The sequence below is a fragment of the Brevibacterium sp. S111 genome (genome assembly GCF_004745075.1).
Lineage (GTDB): Bacteria > Actinomycetota > Actinomycetes > Actinomycetales > Brevibacteriaceae > Brevibacterium.
This window is the reverse complement of sequence record NZ_RHFH01000001.1, coordinates 42,243-58,691: the sequence shown is the minus strand read 5'-3', so window position 1 is coordinate 58,691 and position 16,449 is coordinate 42,243. Positions and strand designations below refer to the sequence as shown.

Genomic DNA, 16,449 nt, shown 5'->3' with positions numbered 1-16,449 from the left:
GACAACGCAGTCATCAGCTTCTGGGAACGAGGAGATCGATGGAGATCACGCATATTCGCTCCGGCACGCTGACCGACTCCGACGTCGACGGGCTCCTTGATGAGATCGTCGACTTCGATCGGAGGATCAATCGTGCCCTCGGGTTCGGTGAGGACTTCGACCCATTGCCCGGTTCGGTGCGCGGGAAACTCGTGCGCGCTGGCGAATTCACCTCTCATGAGATCTGGCTGGGCCGCGTCGACGGCAGACTCGTGGCGAAAGCGGGAGCCTATCTGAGCCTGTTCGACAACACCGACGTCGCCGATGTCTACATCGGCGTCCTGCCCGAACTGCGGCGGTCGGGCTTGGGCACCGAGCTGCTGACGGTCATGGAGCGGCAGCTGGCTGAAACCGGGAGGACACGACTGACTGCCTGGGCCGAAATCCCGGCAGCAGACTTCGACGCCGATCCGCGCAGACCTCGGATCGCCGCGGACGCCGGTACCGGCAGCCTTCCGGCCGAACGGGCCGAGGTCGTTTTCGCCCAAGGTCATGACTACCGCCTCCAGCAGGTCGAGCGATGCTCTGCTGCGGTCGTTCAGTGCAGTTCCGGCGGGGGAGTGGACTCGTTCAGGACCGAAGACGGATATGTCATCCGCACCTGGGCGGGACCGGTACCGGAGGAGCACATCGAGGCGATCGCGCTGCTTCACCAGAGGATGTCCACGGATGCTCCCGGAGCTGCCGACCTCCATGACGAGGAGACCTGGGATACCGCTCGAGTCCGGGCTCTCGAAGCGGACCGTGAATACACAGGAGGGCGCACGCACACGGCGTTGGCGCTCTTCGATGGCGAAGGGGTCGGCTTCACCGAGGTCGTGAGTTACACACAGCGTCCGCACGTGGCTTATCAGGGCGCCACTCTCGTGCTCAGCGAGCACCGTGGCCACGGGTTGGGAGCGCGACTGAAGATCGCCAATCATGAGGCGCTGTGTCAGTCCTCGCCGGTCGAGCGCGTCTACACGTGGAATGCGGCGGAGAACTCGTGGATGCTGGCCATCAACGATCAGGCCGGGTTCGAAACCGTGGGGTGGGTCGGTCTGTGGAAGAAGATTCTTGCATGACTTGACCAGATGCTATAAGGTTGATATTTGCATCGTTCTGCCTGTGGTGTGCCTTCATATAGCGGTGGGCACGTCATTTCCACTCAAGTGAACCACGTCGGTGCCGGGAGTCGAAATCTGACACACCCGGAAATTGCCGAAGGGAAGTCGAGTGGGCAGACGAGGTATCAGATGGTGAAGCACTCGGAAGGAACCAATTGGCCGCCGCCAACGACAACACCAGGACCGCTAATCCCCCCCAGAGAATTTCCTTCGCGAAGATTCGCGAACCTCTCGAGGTTCCCGATCTGCTCGGTCTGCAGACGGACAGCTTCGACTGGCTGATCGGATCGGAGGCGTGGCAGGACCGCGTCGCCGAAGCCATCGAGATCGGAGACGACTCCGTCGCAACCACCTCGGGACTCGAGGACATCTTCGAAGAGATCTCGCCGATCGAAGACTTCGGCGGATCCATGTCGCTGTCGTTCCGCGAGCACCGGTTCGAGGCTCCCAAGTACTCGATCGATGAGTGCAAGGAACGCGACATGACCTACTCGGCGCCGCTGTACGTCACCGCCGAGTTCATGAACAACAACACGGGCGAGATCAAGAGCCAGACCGTGTTCATGGGCGACTTCCCCCTCATGACCGACAAGGGCACGTTCATCGTCAACGGCACCGAACGCGTCGTCGTCTCCCAGCTCGTCCGGTCGCCCGGCGCCTACTTCGAATCCAGCGTCGACAAGACCACGGACAAGGACATCTTCACCGCGAAGATCATCCCCTCCCGTGGCGCATGGCTGGAGTTCGAGGTCGACAAGCGCGACCAGGTCGGTGTGCGTCTCGACCGCAAGCGCAAGCAGTCCGTGACCGTTCTGCTCAAGGCTCTCGGCTGGACCGAGGCGAAGATCCTCGAAGAGTTCGGCGAGTTCGAGTCCATCCGCGAGACGATGGCCAAGGACACCGTCAACACGCAGGACGAAGCGCTGCTCGACATCTACAAGAAGCTGCGCCCGGCCGAGCCCGCGACGGCTGAGGCCGCCCGCAACCTGCTCAACAACCTCTACTTCAACCCGAAGCGCTACGACCTGGCCAAGGTCGGCCGTTATAAGGTCAACCGCAAGCTCGGCGTCGAGGCTCCGCTGTCGGACTCGGTCCTCTCGACCGACGACATCGTGGCCACCATCCGCTACCTCGTGTCGCTGCACGCCGGAGTGGAGACCTCCAAGGGCACCCGCGACGGCGAAGAGGTCGAGCTGAGCGTCAAGCTCGATGACATCGACCACTTCGGCAACCGCCGCATCCGCGCCGTCGGGGAGCTCATCGAGAACCAGATCCGCACCGGTCTGTCGCGTATGGAGCGTGTCGTGCGTGAGCGCATGACCACCCAGGACGTCGAGGCGATCACCCCGCAGACCCTGATCAACATCCGCCCCGTGGTGGCTGCGATCAAGGAGTTCTTCGGCACCTCGCAGCTGAGCCAGTTCATGGATCAGAACAACCCGCTGGCGGGTCTGACCCATAAGCGTCGTCTCTCCGCGCTGGGACCTGGTGGCCTCTCTCGTGACCGCGCCGCGATGGAAGTCCGTGACGTGCACCCCTCGCACTACGGCCGCATGTGCCCGATCGAGACCCCGGAAGGCCCGAACATCGGCCTGATCGGTTCTCTGGCCTCCTATGCCCGCATCAACCCGTTCGGCTTCATCGAGACCCCGTACCGCAAGGTCGTCGACGGTGTCGTGACCGATGAGACGCAGTACCTGACCGCCGATGACGAACTCGACTTCAACATCGCTCAGGCCAACGCGCCGCTGACCGAAGACCAGCGCTTCGCCGAGGTCGAGGTCCTGGCCCGTCCGAAGGGCGGCGGCGGTGAGGCCGAGCTGGTCCAGGACGACCAGATCGACTTCATGGACGTCTCCGCACGCCAGATGGTGTCCGTGGCGTCGGCCCTGATCCCGTTCCTCGAGCACGACGATGCCAACCGTGCCCTCATGGGTGCGAACATGCAGCGTCAGGCCGTGCCGCTGGTGATGGCCGAATCGCCCGTCGTGGGCACCGGCATGGAATACCGTGCCGCCGTCGACGCCGGTGACGTCATCACCGCCGAGAAGCCCGGTGTCATCACCGAGGTCTCGGCCGACTTCGTCACGGTCCTCGCCGACGACGGAACCCAGCTGACCTACAAAGCGTCGAAGTTCAAGCGTTCGAACCACGGCACCTCGTACAACCAGCGCATCCTCGTCGACGAAGGCGATCGTGTCGAAGCCGGCACCGTCCTCGCCGACGGCCCGTCCACCGAGAACGGTGAGATGGCTCTGGGCAAGAACCTCCTCGTCGCGTTCATGTCCTGGGAAGGCTACAACTACGAGGATGCGATCATCCTCTCCCAGCGCCTCGTCCAGGACGATGTGCTGTCCTCGATCCACATCGAGGAGCACGAGGTCGACGCCCGCGACACCAAGCTCGGCGCCGAAGAGATCACCCGGGACATCCCGAACATCTCGCCCGATGCGCTGGCCGACCTCGACGATCGCGGCATCATCCGCATCGGCGCCGAGGTCACCGACGGTGACATCCTCGTCGGCAAGGTCACCCCGAAGGGTGAGACCGAGCTGACTCCCGAAGAGCGCCTGCTGCGCGCGATCTTCGGTGAGAAGTCCCGTGAGGTCCGCGACACCTCGCTGCGCGTTCCGCACGGTGAGATCGGCACCGTCATCGGAGTCCGCGTCTTCGACCGTGAGGATGACGACGAGCTCTCGCCCGGTGTCAACCAGATGGTCCGCGTCTACGTGGCTCAGCGCCGCAAGATCACCATCGGTGACAAGATGGCCGGCCGTCACGGCAACAAGGGCGTCATCTCGACGATCCTGCCGGTCGAGGACATGCCGTTCCTCGCCGACGGCACTCCCGTCGACGTCATCCTCAACCCGCACGGTGTTCCCCGTCGTATGAACATCGGGCAGGTCTTCGAAGTCCACCTCGGATGGATCTCGAAGCAGGGTTGGAAGATCGAAGGCAACCCCGAGTGGGCAGCCGAACTGCCGGAAGCGGCCCGCGAGGCTGAGGCCGGCACGAACCTGGCCACCCCCGTCTTCGACGGTGCACACGAGCAGGAGCTGCGCGGACTGCTGGATTCGACCACCCCGAACCGCGATGGGGACCGCCTCATCGATTCCTCGGGCAAGGCACAGCTGTTCGACGGACGCTCCGGCGAGCCGTTCCCGTACCCGATCTCGGTCGGCTACATGTACATGCTCAAGCTCCACCACCTCGTCGACGACAAGATCCACGCGCGTTCGACCGGACCGTACTCGATGATCACCCAGCAGCCGCTCGGTGGTAAGGCGCAGTTCGGTGGTCAGCGCTTCGGTGAGATGGAAGTCTGGGCCCTCGAGGCCTATGGCGCCGCCTACACGCTGCAGGAGCTTCTGACGATCAAGTCCGATGACATCCCGGGCCGTGTGAAGGTCTACGAAGCCATCGTCAAGGGTGAGAACCTGCCCGACCCGGGAATTCCCGAGTCGTTCAAGGTCCTCATCAAGGAGATGCAGTCCCTGTGCCTCAACGTCGAAGTTCTCTCTTCCGACGGCGGACATGTCGAGATGGGCGAATCGGAGGACGAGGTCTACCGTGCCGCCGAGGAACTCGGCATCGACCTCTCGCGCCGCGAAGCACAGACCGTAGAAGAAGTCTGAGGACTTTCACTTCAACCGACACAACTTTTTGGTGAACGATTCGTTCATCGCCAGGAAAGAGGATTTACGTGCCTGACGTCAATTTCTTTGATGAACTGCGCATCGGTCTTGCCACCGCAGAGAATATCCGCGGCTGGTCACACGGTGAGGTGAAAAAGCCTGAGACCATCAACTACCGCACCCTGAAGCCGGAGAAGGACGGACTCTTCTGCGAGAAGATCTTCGGGCCGACCCGCGACTGGGAGTGCGCCTGCGGAAAGTACAAGCGCGTCCGCTTCAAGGGCATCATCTGCGAACGCTGCGGCGTCGAGGTGACCCGTGCCAAGGTGCGTCGTGAGCGCATGGGCCACATCGAGCTCGCCGCTGCCGTGACCCATATCTGGTACTTCAAGGGTGTGCCCTCCCGTCTGGGATACCTGCTGGATCTGGCCCCGAAAGACCTGGAGAAGGTCATCTACTTCGCGGCCTACATGATCACCTCCGTCGACGAGGACTCCCGTCACCGTGATCTGCCCAGCCTGCAGAACAAGATCGACGTCGAGAAGCAGCAGATCGGCACCCGCCGTGACGCCGACATCGATCGTCGTGCCAAGAAGCTCGAAGAGGATCTCGCCGCACTCGAGGCCGACGGCGGCACAGCCCAGGCCAAGAAGAAGCTGCGCGACACCGCCGAGAAGGAAATGGACAAGCTGCGCAAGAACGCCGACCGCGAGGTCGACCGTATCGAGCAGGTGTGGGACCGTTTCAAGAACCTCAAGGTCAACGACCTCGAAGGCGACGAGAGCCTGTACCGCGAGATGTTCCACCGTTTCGGGCTCTACTTCACCGGAGCCATGGGCGCCGAGGCGATCCAGAAGCGCCTCATCGACTTCGACCTCGAGTCCGAAGCCGAGAAGCTGCGTGAGCTCATCGCCACCGGCAAGGGGCAGCGCAAGACCCGTGCGCTCAAGCGCCTCAAGGTCGTCAACGCGTTCCTGACCACCGACAACAACCCCGAGGGCATGGTCCTCGACGTCGTTCCGGTGATCCCTCCGGAACTGCGCCCGATGGTGCAGCTCGACGGCGGCCGGTTCGCCACCTCGGACCTCAACGACCTCTACCGTCGTGTCATCAACCGCAACAACCGTCTCAAGCGTCTGCTCGACCTCGGTGCTCCCGAGATCATCGTCAACAACGAGAAGCGGATGCTGCAGGAAGCTGTGGACTCGCTGTTCGACAACGGGCGTCGCGGACGTCCGGTGACCGGTCCGGGCAACCGCCCGCTGAAGTCGCTGTCGGACATGCTCAAGGGCAAGCAGGGACGTTTCCGTCAGAACCTGCTCGGTAAGCGTGTGGACTACTCGGGCCGTTCGGTCATCGTCGTCGGCCCGCAGCTGCACCTGCACCAGTGCGGTCTGCCCAAGACCATGGCTCTCGAACTGTTCAAACCGTTCGTGATGAAGCGCCTGGTCGATCTCAACCATGCACAGAACATCAAGTCGGCCAAGCGCATGGTCGAGCGCCAGCACCCGCAGGTGTGGGACGTCCTCGAAGAGGTCATCACCGAACATCCTGTGCTGCTCAACCGCGCACCGACTCTGCACCGTCTGGGCATCCAGGCGTTCGAACCCCAGCTCATCGAGGGTAAGGCGATCCAGCTGCACCCGCTCGTGTGCTCGGCGTTCAACGCTGACTTCGATGGTGACCAGATGGCTGTGCACCTGCCGCTGAGCCCCGAGGCGCAGGCCGAGGCCCGCGTCCTCATGCTCTCGGCCAACAACATCCTCAAGCCTTCGGACGGCAAGCCCGTGACGATGCCTTCGCAGGATATGATCATCGGTCTGTTCCACCTCACCTCCGAGCGCAAGGGACTGGCCGGCGAGGGACGTTCGTTCTCCGGTATGGGCGAAGCCATCATGGCATTCGACCGTGGGGAGCTCGACCTCGGTTCGCCGATCACCATCCGCCTGGAGGACGTGGTTCCCGGTGCGGACATCGAGGTGCCCGAAGGCTGGGAGGCCGGGGATCCGCTGGACGTGCAGACGACTCTGGGTCGGGCACAGTTCAATGAGTACCTGCCCGCCGACTACTCGTTCGTCAACTCGACGATCGACAAGAAAGCGCTGAGCCGGATCGTCAACCACCTCGCCGAGGAGTACCCGAAGGTCGAGGTCGCCCACACGCTGGACAACTTTAAGGCCGGCGGCTTCTACTGGGCCACCCGTTCGGGCATCACCATCGCGATGTCCGACGTCGTCTCGCCCGAGGCGAAGACGGAGATCCTCAACGAGGCCGAGGCCATCGACACGAAGGTTCAGCAGCAGTACGAACTCGGTGCGCTCACCGACGACGAGCGCCGCAACGAGCTCGTCAAGCTGTGGACCGAGACGACCGAGAAGGTCGACCAGGTCATGCGCACGAACTTCCCTGAGGAGAACTCGGTGCTGCGTCTGGTCGAGTCCGGAGCATCCGGTAACTGGATGCAGGTGCGTCAGCTGGCCGGTATGCGTGGTCTGGTGACGAACCCGAAGGGTGAGATCATCCCGCGTCCGATCGTGTCGAACTATCGCGAGGGCCTGGCAGTGCTCGAGTACTTCATCGCCTCGCACGGTGCTCGTAAGGGTCTGGCCGACACGGCTCTGCGTACTGCTGACTCCGGTTACCTGACCCGTCGTCTCGTCGACGTGTCGCAGGACGTCATCGTGCGCACCGCGGAAGCCGACTCGAACAAGGGCATCACCCTGCCGGTTGCCGAACGCGATCACGAGGGCAACCTCGTCCCGCACGAATTCGCGGAGACCAGCGTCTACGGTCGACTCACCGTCAACGACGTCACCGACGCCGATGGCAATGTCATCGTCCCGGCGAAGTCCGATGTCACCGCCGCCACTGTCGACGCCCTCGTGGCGGCCGGCATCGAGGAGCTCAAGGTCCATTCGGTGCTGACCGCGGACTCCGATACACAGATCTCCGCCGAGCACTACGGTCGCTCGATGGCGACCGGCAAGCTCGTCGACATCGGCGAGGCCATCGGCACCGTCGCTGCCCAGTCGATCGGTGAGCCGGGAACCCAGCTGACGATGCGTACGTTCCACACCGGTGGTGCGGCGGCCTCCTCGGGTGATATCACCCAGGGTCTGCCGCGTGTGACCGAGCTCTTCGAAGCTCGCACACCGAAGGGCTTCGCCCCCATCGCCGAGGCGACCGGTCGGGCGAAGGTCGACGACAGCCGCAAGACCCGCTTCGTCATCATCACCCCCGATGACGGCAGCGAGGAGATCGAGCATGCCGTGTCCAAGCGCGCCCGCCTCCTCGTCGAGGATGGTCAGCACGTCAAGGCCGGTGAGCAGCTCATCGTCGGTGCGGTCGATCCGAAGCAGGTGCTGCGCATCCGCGGTCGTCGTGAGGCCGAGCGTTTCCTCGTCGAGGAAGTCCAGAAGGTCTACCGTTCGCAGGGCGTGGGCATCCACGACAAGCACATCGAGGTCATCGTGCGGCAGATGCTGCGTCGCGTGACCGTCATCGAGTCGGGCGACACGAACCTGCTGCCCGGCGAGCTCGTCGACCGCGGCCGCTACCAGGCGGAGAACCGTCGTGTCGTCGCCGAAGGCGGACAGCCCGCATCGGCTCGTGACGAGCTGATGGGCATCACGAAGGCGTCGCTGGCCACCGAATCGTGGCTGTCGGCCGCATCCTTCCAGGAGACGACCCGCGTCCTCACCGAGGCGGCCATGGAAGGCAAGTCCGATACGCTCATGGGTCTCAAGGAGAACGTCATCCTCGGTAAGCTCATCCCTGCGGGCACCGGCCTGCAGAAGCACCGCAACCTTGTGGTGGAGCCGACCGAAGAGGCCAAGGCCGAGATGTTCACCAACAGCTACGGGGACTTCTACGCGGGCATCGGATCCGAATCCGGTTCCGCCATCCCGCTGGAGGACTACGACTACGGCGCGTTCAGCTGAGTCTCAACGGCTGAGCCGGGCCGGGCCGGGCGCGCACCGCACACAGCGGGCGCGGCCCGGGCCTCGTGCCCGACAGAGCTGACACAGAGGAGGGGCACTCACCATGCGGTGAGTGCCCCTCTTCTGTGTCTGCCTGGTCCTGAGCCCGTTGGGTGCTCAGCCGAAGAGCACCTGCGCTTCCTCCCACCGGTGCAGAGGCACGGACTTGAGACTGTGCACCGCCGATGACATCTCCACGGAGACGATATCGGTGCCCTTGAGGCTGGCCATCTTGCCCCAATGACCGTGCTGAGCGAGGTCGGCAGCCGCCATTCCCAGCCGGGTGGAGAGCACACGATCGTAGGCAGTGGGGGAGCCGCCTCGTTGCAGGTGCCCGAGGATCGTGGCCCGGGATTCGATTCCGGTGATCTCTTCGATCTTCGGTGCCAGATAGTTCGCAATCCCGCCGAGGCGGACTCGACCCTTGTTGTCCAGCCCCTGATCGGCGACCTGGGTGTCGAAACCCTCGGGGATGAAGCCTTCGGCGACGACGACGATGGGAGCGCGCCCGCGCTCCTTCGCCGAAGTCACCCAGTCGGCGATCTGATCGAAGGAGACGGGGAACTCGGGCATGAGGATCGCGTGCGCTCCGGCGGCCATGCCCGCGTGCAGTGCGATCCAGCCGACGTTTCGGCCCATGACCTCGATGACCATGCAGCGGTGGTGCGATTCGGCGGTGGTGCGCAGCCGGTCGATCGCCTCGGTGGCGATGGATTGGGCGGTGTCGAAGCCGAAGGTGTAGTCCGTGCTGCCAAGGTCGTTGTCGATGGTCTTCGGGACCCCGACGATGTGAAGACCTTCCTCGTTGACCAGGCGCGACGCCCCGGCCAATGTGCCTTCGCCGCCGATGGCGATGAGCGAATCGATGCCGTGGGCGGCCATGACTTCGCGCATCCGCTCCGGCCCGCCGTCCTCATAGGGATGGGTGCGGGAGGTGCCGAGGATGGTTCCGCCCCGACCGGACAGGCCGCGCACATCGAGCATGGTCATATCGAACATGTCGTCCTCGAGCAGTCCGCGCCATCCGTCGCGGATGCCGACGAAAGACGCCCCATGGGTGCGCATGCCCTTGCGGACGATGCCGCGGACGACAGCGTTGAGTCCCGGGCAGTCGCCGCCCGAGGTGAGTACACCGATCTTCATTCCAGCTGACCCTGATCCTTTGTTCGATAGCCTTTGGCGAGCCGGACATCGTGTCCGGCCATGAGAGAGAAGCCTTTGAGGATGACGGTGCCGTTCGACCCGTCGCCCCGCGCGGACTGGCGGACCTCGTTGCCCGCCATGATGTTGATCGTCTCGTCTCGGACGCGTACGCCCGGCGGGACATAGATGTCGTTGCCGGCCCACATCGCATAGGAGACCACTTCGACCGTCACTCCGGGCCCCATGACAGCGCACAGGTCGATGTTGTCCCCGCCCATGAGGGCGTAGGTGGTGACCTCCGCGGTGCCGGGTGGGACGTCGATCTCACGACCGGACATGATGGCCACAGAGCTCATCGGTCGGGCCGAGCCCGGTTCGGCGGTGGGCGAGAGTTCGGAGGGCCCGCGCCGTTGGAGGGCCGAACCCGGGACCGAGGAACCGGTGGCCGAGCCGTGGCCGGTCTGGCGGGCGAAACGGCGGTGGAGCTGTTCGCCCTCGGGCAGGTCGTCGAGGAGCGGCATGAGTTCGTCGACGAACTTCGCGGCGATCGCATCGTCTTGGCGCTCCGCAGTCTCCTCCGGGTCCAGCCGCCCGTTCGTGACCGCCTCGGTGATCACCGAGAGCGTATCATCACGGTCCTTGTCGGAGGCGCGAACGCGGCGTTGAGGAGGAGGGGAGTCATCATCGGCCATGCTCTCCAGTGTAGCGGGACTCGAAGCAGGGGACAGGTCGGTCTGCTGAGCGGATGAGTCCACAGCGGGACCACAGCAGCGACCAATCCGGGGCCCATGTGGTGCCGCGAAGGTGGAGGCTATGAGATACGAGACCGGCGCCCGGCGGCGAAACGGGGAATCAGACGTGAAATCATCTCCTGTTCTTGCAGCCGGCTGCTCAGGACCAGTCTTCGTGCCGGCTTCTCCGACGCACAGGGCCCCGGCTCCGTCTCCTCTGCGATCTCAGCGCGGAATGAGGGGGATAATCGACCTATGACATCGACAGCGGCGGCTCCGGCACGCATTCTCCTCGTCGACGACGAAGCGAACCTCACCGAACTGCTCGTCATGGCCTGCCATGTTCGGGGTTGGCAGGCCACAGGCGTCGGCACCGGACGGGAAGCGGTGGCGCTGGCGCGCAGTGAGCATTTCGATGCGATCGTCCTCGACGTGATGCTGCCCGACCTCGACGGGTTCGCTGTGATCGAGAAGCTCCGCGGGGAGGGGATCGAAACCCCGGTGGTGTTCCTCTCCGCCCGCGATGAGGTCGATGACCGACTCACGGGGCTCCGCCTCGGCGGGGATGACTATGTGACGAAGCCGTTCAACCTCGACGAGGTCATCGCCCGGATCGAGGCCCGTCTCCGCCGCAGCGTGACGAACGGTCCGGGCGACGAGGACGACGTGCTGCGGGTGGGGGACCTCGAACTCGACGAACGCTCGCACGAGGTCACCCGCGCCGGTCACCCGATCGAGCTGACGGCCCGCGAATACGAGGTGCTGCTGCTGTTCATGCGCAATCCGCGAGTCGTGCTGTCCAAAGCGCAGATCCTCGACCGCGTATGGGACTACGACTTCGGCGGCAACGGCAATATCGTCGAACTCTACGTCTCCTACCTGAGGAAGAAGATCGACGCTCCGTTCCCGGATCTGGAGAACCTCTTCCACACCAAACGCGGAGCCGGCTACATCATGCGAGCCGAATCATGAGACTGCGCCGGTGGCGGCTGCAGACGCGGCTGATCGTCCTCGCCGGACTCGTCCTCATGCTCGTCGGAGCCGGGATCGGCGCCGCCTCCTGGCTGAGTGTGCGCAGCTCCCTCATGGCGGACCTCGACGCACAGCTGACGTCGATGACCTCGCATGCGCGCTCGGCGGACGGTCCTGGTTCGGGCCGAGATGCGGCCGCAGGACCGGGCTCTGGCACCGGCACGGACGGCGGATCGTCCGCGGCCGTCGATTCGGCGCTGCGCTATCTCTTCCAGCCGGGCGTGGGAGACGGTGCGCTCGTCGTCGTTGATTCCGGCAGCGGGGGAGAAGGTCTGATCGCCGAGGCGGGGCTGACCCGACCGCGACCGCTGTCTGCTGAGGCGATCACTGCCCTTCTCGAGATCGAACCCGGCGACGAGGCCGCCCATGAGTCCGTGCGCGTGCCGGGGTTCGGCTCCTACCGGGTGGTCGCCTTCGCCGACGGCGACACCACCACCGTCTACGGTGTGCCGCAGGGCAGTGTCGACGAGGCACTCGACCGCACAGCCTGGACAACCGCGTTCGTCGTCCTCATCGGCGTACTCACCACTGCCGCGCTCATGGCAGTGATCATTCATCGTCAGCTGCGTGACCTCCGCGACGTCGCCCGCACCGCACGGGAGGTCACCGACCTCGAACTGGGGGCCGGCAAGCCCGAGCTCGCGCTGAGAGTGCCGAGCGAACTCGCCGTCCCCGGCACCGAAGTCGGTGATGTCGGGGCCTCGGTCAACCGGATGCTCGACCATGTCGGCTCCGCCCTGGAAGAACGGTATCGGGGCACGGAGCAGATGCGCCGGTTCGTCGCTGACGCCTCCCATGAGCTGCGTACCCCGATCGCGACGATCCGCGGGTGGGCCGACCTCACCCGCCCATACCGTGAGGAGCTTCCCGCCGAGGTAGCCACCTCCTTGGGCCGGATCGATTCCGGGGCGATGCGGATGTCGGTCCTGGTCGACGACCTTCTTCTGCTCGCCCGTCTCGAGGCCGGTCGGCAGCCGACGCGCAAGGACCCCGTCGATGTGTCCGCCCTGCTCATCGAACTCGTCGAGGACGCGCATGTGGTCAACCCCGACCATGCCATCGTCCTCGATGTGCCGCCCGAGGTCCTCGAAGTCCGTGGCGCTGTCGATCAGGTCCGACGCGTCGTGTCGATCGTGCTCACCAATGCGTGTGTGCACACGCCTCCGGGGACTCGAGTGCGTGTCGAAGCCTCAGCGCAGCGCAAACCGGTTGCCGGTCAGCTGCCCCGCGATGTCGTGGTGGTCCGCATCAGCGACGACGGTCCGGGCATACCCCCGGAGATCCGGGACCGGGTCTTCGACCGGTTTGTCCGCGGCGACCCGTCGAGGACTCGTCAGGACGGGGCGAAGGGCGGTTCCTCGGGCCTGGGCCTGGCCATCGCGTCTGGGCTCGTCGAGCTCATGCACGGCAGCATTTCGATGACGAGCACGGGAGAGGGCACGGCCTTCGAACTGCGGCTGCCGACCCCATGAACGGGGCTGTTGAGACGGACGCCTGACCCGGGTGGATCGCACAGCCCGAACACAGGGCCGGCCTGGGCGGACTGCAGTCCCGAGGCCGAGAGTGCCATCGGCCTCGCCGACCTCAACAGGAACGAATGATGACACGACGATGCCCCCACCGACTCCGGTGGGGGCATCGTCGTTGCGGGGCCGACTCAGTCGCAGACTCGAAGAGCCGTGGACCGACTCAGCAGCAGACCGGTCGAGTCACAGCTTCACTGCGGAGTCGCCTCGGCGGAGTCGATGATCATCTCAGCGGTGCAGATCGTAGCGATCGGCTTCGACGACCTTGGTCCAGGCCTTGACGAAGTCGGCGACGAACTTCGCGCCGGCATCGTCGGATCCGTAGACCTCCGCGATGGCGCGCAGCTCGGAGTTCGCACCGAAGAGCAGATCGACGCGGCTGCCGGTCCACAGCTTCTCGCCGGCAGGGGAGAAGCACTCGTAGAACTCGGCGGTTTCGGAGTCGCCGACCGGCTTCCACACGTTGCCGAGCTCGAGGAGGTTGACGAAGAAATCGTTCGTCAACTCGCCCGGTCGGTCGGTGAACACTCCGAGATCGGAGTCCTCGAAGTTCGCTCCGAGGACGCGCAGACCGCCGATGAGCACGGTCAGCTCCGGCGGGGTGAGCCCGAGCAGGCTGGCCTTGTCGAGCAGCAGGTACTCCGCCCGGAGCGGAAGATCCGCGGTCAGATGATTGCGGAACCCGTCATGGGTGGGCTCGAGGAAGCCGAAGGAATCCACATCCGTCTGCTCCTGTGTGGCATCCCCGCGACCGGTCGAGACCGGCACGGTGACCTCATGGCCGGCCGCCTTCGCAGCTGTCTCGACTCCGACGGCACCGGCGATGGCCAGCACATCGGCGAACGACGCACCGGTCGACTCGGCGATCTCCTCGAGGACTGGCAGAACCTGCGCGAGCTTGGTCGGCTCGTTGGCCTCCCAGCTGCGCTGCGGTTCGAGGCGGAGACGTCCGCCGTTGATTCCGCCGCGCATATCCGAGACCCGGTGGGAGGACGCCGCCGCCCACGTGGTCGACACCAGCTGGGACACCGTGAGACCCGAGTCGCGGACGGCGGCCTTCACGGCCTCCAGGCCGGCGGCGTCGAGCGGGGTGCCGGCGGGAATCGGATCCTGCCAGATGAGCTCCTCGGTGGGAACCTCGGGGCCGAGGTAGCGGGTGGCCGGTCCCATGTCACGGTGAGTGAGCTTGAACCAGGCGCGGGCGAAGGCATCTTGGAAGGCCTTCTGATCGTCCTTGAACCGGCGGGAGATCTCCCCGTAGATGGGATCGTAGCGCAGGGCCAGGTCGGTCGTGAGCATGCGGGGCTCACGGCGGCCGGTGCCCTGTGCCATCGGCACCATATCGTCGCCGCCGCCGTCGACGGGACGCCACTGGAGATGTCCGCCTTCGTTCTCGAAGACTTCCCACTCGTAGGCGAAGAGGATGTGGAAGAACTCGTTGTCCCAACGGGTCGGGTGGTAGGTCCAGGTGACCTCGATGCCGCTGCCGACGGTGTCGTTGCCCTGACCGGTTCCGTAGTCGCTGCGCCAGCCCAGGCCCTGCTCCTCGAGCGGCGCTGCCTCGGGGTCGGTGCCCTTGTGGGATTCGGGCGCCGCACCGTGGGTCTTGCCGAAGGTGTGGCCGCCGGCGATGAGGGCGACGGTCTCTTCGTCGTTCATCGCCATCCGTGCGAAGGTCTCACGGATCTCGAGCGCCGACTTCAGCGGATTCGGCTCGCCCTCGGGGCCCTCGGGGTTGACGTAGATGAGGCCCATGGTGGTCGCGGCCAGAGGCTTCTGCAGCTCTCCGTTGCCCACATAGCGCTTGTCGGTGCCCAGCCATTCGGACTCCGAGCCCCAGTACACGTCATTGTCCGGCTCCCACACATCGGCGCGGCCGCCGGCGAAGCCGAAGGGCTCGAAGCCCATCTGCTCGAGGGCGACGTTCCCGGCGAGGATGAACAGGTCGGCCCAGGAGATCTTCTTGCCGTACTTCTTCTTGACCGGCCACAGCAGACGGCGCGCCTTGTCGAGCAGGACATTGTCGGGCCAGGAGTTCAGGGGAGCGAAACGCTGCTGGCCTTCGCCTCCGCCGCCGCGACCGTCCTGGACGCGATAGGTTCCGGCCGAGTGCCAGGCCATACGGACCATGAACGGACCGTAGTTGCCGAAGTCCGCGGACCACCAGTCCTGGTTGTTCTTCTGCAGTGCTTCGATATCGGCTTTGAGCGCGAAGTAGTCGAGGCTGTTGAACTCGGCCGCGTAGTCGAAGTCGGGGTCCATGGGGTCGCGTGCCGGCTGGCCCTTGGCGAGGATCTTGAGGTTGAGGCGATTGGGCCACCACTGCGCATTGGCGTCGCCCTGGACGGGGTTGACCAGCTGTCGGGAATCCGGCGCCGCTGCCGGCTCTGTGGAGGTGTGGGCGACCGGGCAGCCGCCTGTGGTCGTCTGGGTCATCGTATTCCTTTCACAGTCGAGTCGACTTCGGCGACTCCGTTGAAGATAAGGGCTGACCTCGGAAAGAGGGCATAGGGGTGTCCTCGGAAGAAGACGGATGGAAATGAACAGAGCGTGGACTCACACGGCGGAACGACTGCCGACCTCGGGCCTCTCGGCACCGGAGTCCGCGCAGTCGGGACACAGGCCCCAGAAGGTGACTTCGGCCTGTTCGATGAGGAAGCCGGCATCGTGGGAGGGCGTCAGGCACGGTGCCTGACCGATCGTGCAGTCGACATCGACGATGAGATTGCATGACCGGCACACCAAGTGGTGGTGATTGTCTCCGATCCGCCGTTCGTACCGAGCAACCGAGCCGGATGGCTGGATGCAGCGGACGAGCCCGACCTCGGTGAGGGTGTGGAGCGAGTCGTACACGGCCTGGTGGGAGACCGCAGGCAGCGACTCGCGCACTGAGCGGATGACGGTGTCGGTGTCAGCATGCGGATGATCCCGCACGGCTTCGAGCACCGCGACCCGCTGTTTCGTCACGCGCAGAGACGTCTGCCGCAGAGCGGCGCCAGCCTCGTCGACGTGTTCTTGATTCGTCCCGTTCACACCACCAGAATGCACGCTTCTTTTGAATGAGTCAAGGAAACGATGAAAACCCCTCGCCGAGGCGGTCCGGCCCATCCGTGCCCCATTCACGGCGCGGATGTCGGTGGACGCCGTCGCGTCGAACCCGGGTGCCCGCAGGGCCGGGAGCCGAGGTCACAGGCGCGCCTCGCTGATTTCCGCGAGTTTGCAGGGTACCGTGGACGACCGTGATTTTGACCAGATGC

Annotated in this window: 9 protein-coding genes; 5 read left to right on the top strand and 4 right to left on the bottom strand. The window is 64.9% G+C overall.

The window, feature by feature from the left end; all coding sequences use genetic code 11:
* Positions 1-38 precede the first annotated feature (38 nt).
* The 3 genes from EB836_RS00305 to EB836_RS00295 all read left to right on the top strand — a co-directional run bounded on the left by EB836_RS00305 (position 39) and on the right by EB836_RS00295 (position 8,721).
* Complete coding sequence (locus EB836_RS00305) at positions 39-1,103, top strand: GNAT family N-acetyltransferase (protein WP_135537140.1); 1,065 nt, start codon at positions 39-41, stop codon at positions 1,101-1,103.
* 197 nt (positions 1,104-1,300) lie between these two features.
* Positions 1,301-4,780 carry a DNA-directed RNA polymerase subunit beta gene (rpoB, locus tag EB836_RS00300; RefSeq protein ID WP_135537139.1) on the top strand — a complete coding sequence of 1,160 codons (3,480 nt, stop codon included), beginning with the start codon at positions 1,301-1,303 and terminating at the stop codon, positions 4,778-4,780.
* A gap of 68 nt (positions 4,781-4,848) precedes the next feature.
* Positions 4,849-8,721: a DNA-directed RNA polymerase subunit beta' gene (locus EB836_RS00295; RefSeq protein ID WP_135537138.1), complete on the top strand. Its 3,873-nt coding sequence runs from the start codon at positions 4,849-4,851 to the stop codon at positions 8,719-8,721.
* A gap of 156 nt (positions 8,722-8,877) precedes the next feature.
* On the opposite strand, the gene EB836_RS00290 is transcribed toward EB836_RS00295, so the two are convergent.
* Together EB836_RS00290 and EB836_RS00285 are read right to left on the bottom strand one after the other, a co-directional pair.
* Positions 8,878-9,903, bottom strand: coding sequence for an ATP-dependent 6-phosphofructokinase (locus EB836_RS00290; protein WP_135537137.1), 1,026 nt, complete (start codon positions 9,901-9,903; stop codon positions 8,878-8,880).
* A complete protein-coding gene (locus EB836_RS00285; protein WP_135537136.1) occupies positions 9,900-10,595 on the bottom strand; it encodes a DUF1707 domain-containing protein in 696 nt (231 codons plus the stop codon). The genes EB836_RS00290 and EB836_RS00285 overlap by 4 nt, the downstream gene beginning before the upstream one ends.
* A 294-nt stretch (positions 10,596-10,889) precedes the next feature.
* On the opposite strand from EB836_RS00285, the gene EB836_RS00280 reads away from it, so the two are divergent.
* Together EB836_RS00280 and EB836_RS00275 are read left to right on the top strand one after the other, a co-directional pair.
* Entirely contained in the window at positions 10,890-11,606 is a 717-nt protein-coding gene (locus EB836_RS00280) for a response regulator transcription factor (protein WP_135537135.1), read from the top strand.
* Positions 11,603-13,138, top strand: coding sequence for a HAMP domain-containing sensor histidine kinase (locus EB836_RS00275; RefSeq protein ID WP_135537134.1), 1,536 nt, complete (start codon positions 11,603-11,605; stop codon positions 13,136-13,138). Before EB836_RS00280 ends, EB836_RS00275 begins: the two co-directional genes overlap by 4 nt.
* Positions 13,139-13,420: 282 nt before the next feature.
* Here EB836_RS00275 and katG read toward each other — a convergent pair whose 3' ends face one another.
* Positions 13,421-15,628 carry a catalase/peroxidase HPI gene (katG, locus tag EB836_RS00270; protein WP_135537133.1) on the bottom strand — a complete coding sequence of 736 codons (2,208 nt, stop codon included), beginning with the start codon at positions 15,626-15,628 and terminating at the stop codon, positions 13,421-13,423.
* A gap of 120 nt (positions 15,629-15,748) precedes the next feature.
* Positions 15,749-16,225, bottom strand: coding sequence for a Fur family transcriptional regulator (locus EB836_RS00265; protein WP_205683260.1), 477 nt, complete (start codon positions 16,223-16,225; stop codon positions 15,749-15,751).
* Positions 16,226-16,449: the final 224 nt, after the last annotated feature.

Bases quoted from the DNA above. Each gene is read 5' to 3' on its own strand.
- EB836_RS00275 (WP_135537134.1), top strand. From the start codon at position 11,603: ATGAGACTGCGCCGGTGGCGGCTGCAGACGCGGCTGATCGTCCTCGCC.
- EB836_RS00290 (WP_135537137.1), bottom strand. From the start codon at position 9,903: ATGAAGATCGGTGTACTCACCTCGGGCGGCGACTGCCCGGGACTCAAC.
- katG (WP_135537133.1), bottom strand. From the start codon at position 15,628: ATGACCCAGACGACCACAGGCGGCTGCCCGGTCGCCCACACCTCCACA.
- EB836_RS00280 (WP_135537135.1), top strand. From the start codon at position 10,890: ATGACATCGACAGCGGCGGCTCCGGCACGCATTCTCCTCGTCGACGAC.
- EB836_RS00285 (WP_135537136.1), bottom strand. From the start codon at position 10,595: ATGGCCGATGATGACTCCCCTCCTCCTCAACGCCGCGTTCGCGCCTCC.
- EB836_RS00305 (WP_135537140.1), top strand. From the start codon at position 39: ATGGAGATCACGCATATTCGCTCCGGCACGCTGACCGACTCCGACGTC.